This is a genomic window from Rhodovarius sp., from assembly GCF_040399605.1.
In the GTDB taxonomy this organism is placed as follows: domain Bacteria; phylum Pseudomonadota; class Alphaproteobacteria; order Acetobacterales; family Acetobacteraceae; genus Rhodovarius; species Rhodovarius crocodyli_A.
The window spans coordinates 1-4431 of the sequence record NZ_JBBARU010000133.1 but is presented as its reverse complement, the minus strand read 5'-3'; the positions used below and the strand labels follow the sequence as shown (position 1 = coordinate 4431).

Genomic DNA, 4431 nt, shown 5'->3' with positions numbered 1-4431 from the left:
AGCTGCGAGGAGCCGAAGAACTCGCGCACCGCCGCCGCCGCCGGCTTGGCGTTGATCAGGTCATGCGGCATGACGGTGTCGATATCGACCGAGCCCATGCGCTCCTTGATCGCGCGCTCCATCCGCAGCAGGCCCAGGCGGTACTGGTTCTCCATCAACTCGCCCACCGAACGCACCCGGCGATTGCCAAGATTGTCGATATCGTCGATCGAGCCCTTGCCGTCCTTCAGCTCCTGCAGGGTCTTCACGGTGGAAATGATGTCCATCCGGCGCAGCGTGCGCTGGGTGTCCGGCACCTCATCAAGCGAGAAGCCCAGGCGCATATTCATCTTCACCCGGCCGACGCTGGAGAGGTCATAGCGCTCCATGTCGAAGAACAGGCCCTTGAACAGGGTCTCAGCGGTTTCCGGCGTGGGCGGCTCGCCCGGACGCATGACGCGGTAGATGTCCATCAGCGCTTCGTCACGGTTGGAGTTCTTGTCCACCATGATCGTGTTGCGCATCCACGGACCGACGGATTGGTCGATGGCCAGCGTCGGCAACTCATCGATGCCCGCCTCTTCCATCGCCGCCAGCTTGGCCTCAGACAGCTCCTCGCCGGCCTCGATCCAGATTTCGCCGGTCTCCAGGTTGACGATATCCTCAGCCATGAAGCGGCCCAGCAAATCTGCACGGCCCACCAGCACCTCGGTCGTGCCCGCCTCGACGATCTTGCGCGCGGCGCGCGGCGTCATCTTCACGTCCTTATCGGCCACCACGGCGCCGGTCTTGGCGTCGATCAGCGGCTCGAGCAGCTTGATGCCCTTGAAGCTCTCAGGGTCGAAGCTGCGGGCCCAGCCCTTGGGCAGGCGGTTGAAGGCGACCTTGCCGTAGAAATAGGTCAGCATCTCCTCGGCATCCATGCCGCGGATTTCGCCCGGCTCCAGCTCACGGCCCTCGGCGCGCGCGGTGTCGCGCTTGGCCTCGGTGGCCTCGCTGTCCAGCGCATAAAGTAAGGTGGAGGCCGGCAGCTTGCGCTTGCGGTCGATGCGAACGTAGCAAATATCCTTGGCATCGAACTCGAAATCGAGCCAGGAGCCGCGATAGGGGATCACCCGCGCGGCAAAGAGATACTTGCCCGAAGAATGGGTCTTGCCCTTGTCATGGTCAAAAAAGACGCCCGGCGAGCGGTGCATCTGCGAGACAATCACCCGCTCAGTGCCATTGACGATGAAGGTGCCGTTATCCGTCATGAGCGGCATATCGCCCATATAGACATCCTGCTCCTTGATGTCGCGGATCGAGCGGCTGCCGGTGTCTTCGTCAATATCCCATACGATGAGACGAAGGCGCAGCTTCAGGGGCGCCGCATAGGTCAGGCCGCGCTGAATGCACTCTTCCACATCGTATTTCGGCTCCTCCAACTCGTACTGGACAAATTCCAGCCGGCCGCGGCCACCAAAATCATCGATCGGGAAGACGGATTTGAAGACTTCCTGCAGGCCGGTATGCGTCCGCTTATCGGGATGCACCTCCATTTGCAGGAAATGGGCATAAGAGGAACGCTGCACGTCGATCAGGTTCGGCATCGGCGCGACCTCGGGCAAACGGCCGAAGCTCTTGCGGATGCGCTTGCTGCCCGTGAACGGCTTGTTGATGGCGTTCATGCCTGTTCAGCTTCCCAATCTGGCGGCCCCATCGGCACGTAACCGACAAGCCCGCGATGACAATGCCCTGTGCGGAACCGCAAAGAGCGCAAAACGCCGAGAGGGGCGAGAACCGTTGCCGATCCCCGCCCATTCCCGGCTCAGTTCAGCCCGGCCACCTTGCGGCGGCCGGAAGCACCATCCCGAAGGATGGATTACTTGACCTCGACCTTGGCGCCGTTCTCTTCCAGCACCTTCTTGATCTTGTCGGCCTCGTCCTTCGACACCGACTCCTTCACGGTCTTGGGCGCGCCCTCGACCAGGTCCTTGGCTTCCTTCAGGCCCAGGCCGGTGATGGTGCGGATTTCCTTGATCACGTTGATCTTTTTGTCGCCAGCGGCGGCGAGGATCACGGTGAACTCGGTCTGCACCTCAACCGGCGCGGCAGCGGCGGCCGGGCCAGCAGCGGCGGCAACAGCCACCGGCGCGGCGGCAGAGACGCCCCACTTTTCTTCCAGCATCTTGGAGAGCTCAGCAGCCTCCAAAACAGTCAGGCTGGACAGCTCGTCCACAAGCTTTGCAAGATCGGCCATGATGTATATCCCCTAAATAATCGCTTGACTTGATGATTGCAACCCCATCAGGCGAATCCCGATGGAGCGATTCGACTTCCCGACTATGCGGCGTCCCGATCGGCATATGCCTTGAACACCCGCGCCAGCTGCCCACCAGGTGCCTGAAGCACCGAGGCGATGCGCGATGCCGGGGTCTGAAGCATGCCCAGCAGCGACGCGCGCAGCGTTTCGAGCGAGGGAAGCTCGGCCAGCGCCTTAATGCCATTGGCATCAAGCAACTGATTACCGAGCGCCCCGCCCAGGATCACGAACTTGTCGTTCCCCTTGGCGAACTCCACGGCGGTCTTGGCCACGGCAACAGGATCGCTCGACCACGCAAGCGCGGTCGGACCCTTCAGCAGTGGCGAAATGCCCTGGAAACGGGTGCCGTCGAGGGCGCGCATGGCCAGGCGGTTCTTCGCGACCTTGTACGTCGCGCCATTCGCCTTCATCCGGCGCCGAAGATCATCCACCGCCGCCACAGTCAGGCCCGCATTGCGGCCCACCAGGACGAAAGAGGTTTCCCCGAACACCGTGGCGAGCGACGCGACGAAGTCGCGCTTTTCCGTCCGTTCCACGTGCAGTCTCCTACGGTGGCCCTTGCCCCTCTCGGAGGTCGGGCCGGTTCACACGCGGGCAGCGCCACCTTCCGGCAGCGCCACCCATGGTTCGCCTGTCTTTGAATGCAAAGCCGGAAGCCCAAGCCAAACGACGGGGATCACACCCCGGCAATTGTCATGGCGCCCCGCCTCCCGCGTGCGGTGAGGTTAACCCACCCTTATGGAGCCAAGCCCCACATGCGATCTTTGACAGGTCGGGCAGGGGATAACCCCCACCCTGCGCACACCCCAAAAAAGGGTGTGAATTTCAATCAGGCGCTGAGCGTGGTCAGGTCCACCTTCACGCCAGCACCCATCGAGGAGCTGACAGCAACCTTCTTCACGTAATTGCCCTTGGCACCGCTCGGCCGCGCCTTCTGGATCGCGTCGATAAAGGAACGCGCATTCTCCAGCAGCTTCTCAGCCGGGAAAGAAGCCTTGCCGATACCGGCATGGACAATGCCCGCTTTCTCGGCCCGGAACTCAACCTGGCCGCCCTTGGCCGCGGTCACCGCGCCCTTGACATCCATGGTCACCGTGCCCAAGCGCGGGTTCGGCATCAGGTTGCGCGGGCCGAGGATCTTACCAAGCCGGCCAACCAGCGCCATCATGTCCGGCGTTGCAATGCAACGGTCGAACTCGATCTTGCCCTCCTGCACCGCGGCAGCGAGATCATCCGCACCCACCACATCGGCACCAGCAGCGCGCGCCTCATCAGCCTTCGGACCGCGGGCGAAAACGCCCACGCGAACAGTCTTACCCGTGCCATTGGGCATACCAATCACGCCGCGAACCATCTGGTCCGCATGGCGCGGGTCAACACCCAAATTCATCGCAATCTCGATGGTCTCATCGAACTTGGCCTTGGCATTGTCCTTCACCAGAGCAATGGCATCGGCGAGGGCATAAGCCTTCTGCGCATCCACAGCAGCCGTGACGACCTTCATGCGCTTGGTTTGCTTTGCCATAATCTTAACCCTCCACCACAGTCATGCCCATGGCGCGGGCAGACCCGGCCAATTGACGCACGGCACTGTCAATGCTGGTGCAATTCATGTCCTTCATCTTCACCTTGGCAATCTCCGCCAGCTGAGACTTCGACACGCGCCCAACCACAGGCCCCTTGCCCGGAGTGGTGCTGCCCTTCTCAATCTTCGCTGCCTTCAGCAGGAAGTAAGTGTTCGGCGGGGTCTTGGTGATGAAGGAAAATGTACGGTCCGAAAACGCAGTGATGACCACAGGCGTCGGCGTGCCCGGCTCCATCTGCTGCGTCGCCGCATTGAATTCCTTGACGAACTGCATGATGTTCAGGCCGCGCTGACCCAGCGCCGGACCAACCGGCGGCGAAGGATTGGCCTTGCCCGCAGGAATCTGCAGCTTGATATAGCCGATAATCTTCTTGGCCAAAGGCCATACTCCTCTGAAACGCAGAGGCCCGCGGTGCATACGACATAGCGCAGGTCACCCCACCTCTGTCTCCCGCGTTCCCCAATTATGGGCCCCGACACAAGGACGGGGAGCGGGCTTATAGGCCCGGGACAGAGGGGAAGCAAGAGGCGGGGGAAACGAATTTCCCCCGCACCCCCTTTCTTT

The 4431-nt window shown here is 61.9% G+C and carries 4 protein-coding genes and 1 pseudogene; all 5 read right to left on the bottom strand.

The features are described from left to right. Positions 1–1646, bottom strand: a pseudogene (locus ABWP84_RS18135) (DNA-directed RNA polymerase subunit beta); the annotation flags it as partial. A 194-nt stretch (positions 1647–1840) separates the two neighbouring features. After that, a complete protein-coding gene (gene rplL, locus ABWP84_RS18130; RefSeq protein ID WP_353213428.1) occupies positions 1841–2218 on the bottom strand; it encodes a 50S ribosomal protein L7/L12 in 378 nt (125 codons plus the stop codon). Between the two features lie 83 nt (positions 2219–2301). Continuing rightward, positions 2302–2817: a 50S ribosomal protein L10 gene (rplJ, locus tag ABWP84_RS18125; RefSeq protein WP_353213427.1), complete on the bottom strand. Its 516-nt coding sequence runs from the start codon at positions 2815–2817 to the stop codon at positions 2302–2304. Between the two features lie 293 nt (positions 2818–3110). Further along, entirely contained in the window at positions 3111–3806 is a 696-nt protein-coding gene (gene rplA, locus ABWP84_RS18120; protein ID WP_353213426.1) for a 50S ribosomal protein L1, read from the bottom strand. Between the two features lie 4 nt (positions 3807–3810). Beyond that, positions 3811–4245 carry a 50S ribosomal protein L11 gene (rplK, locus tag ABWP84_RS18115; RefSeq protein ID WP_353213425.1) on the bottom strand — a complete coding sequence of 145 codons (435 nt, stop codon included), beginning with the start codon at positions 4243–4245 and terminating at the stop codon, positions 3811–3813. Positions 4246–4431 lie beyond the last annotated feature (186 nt).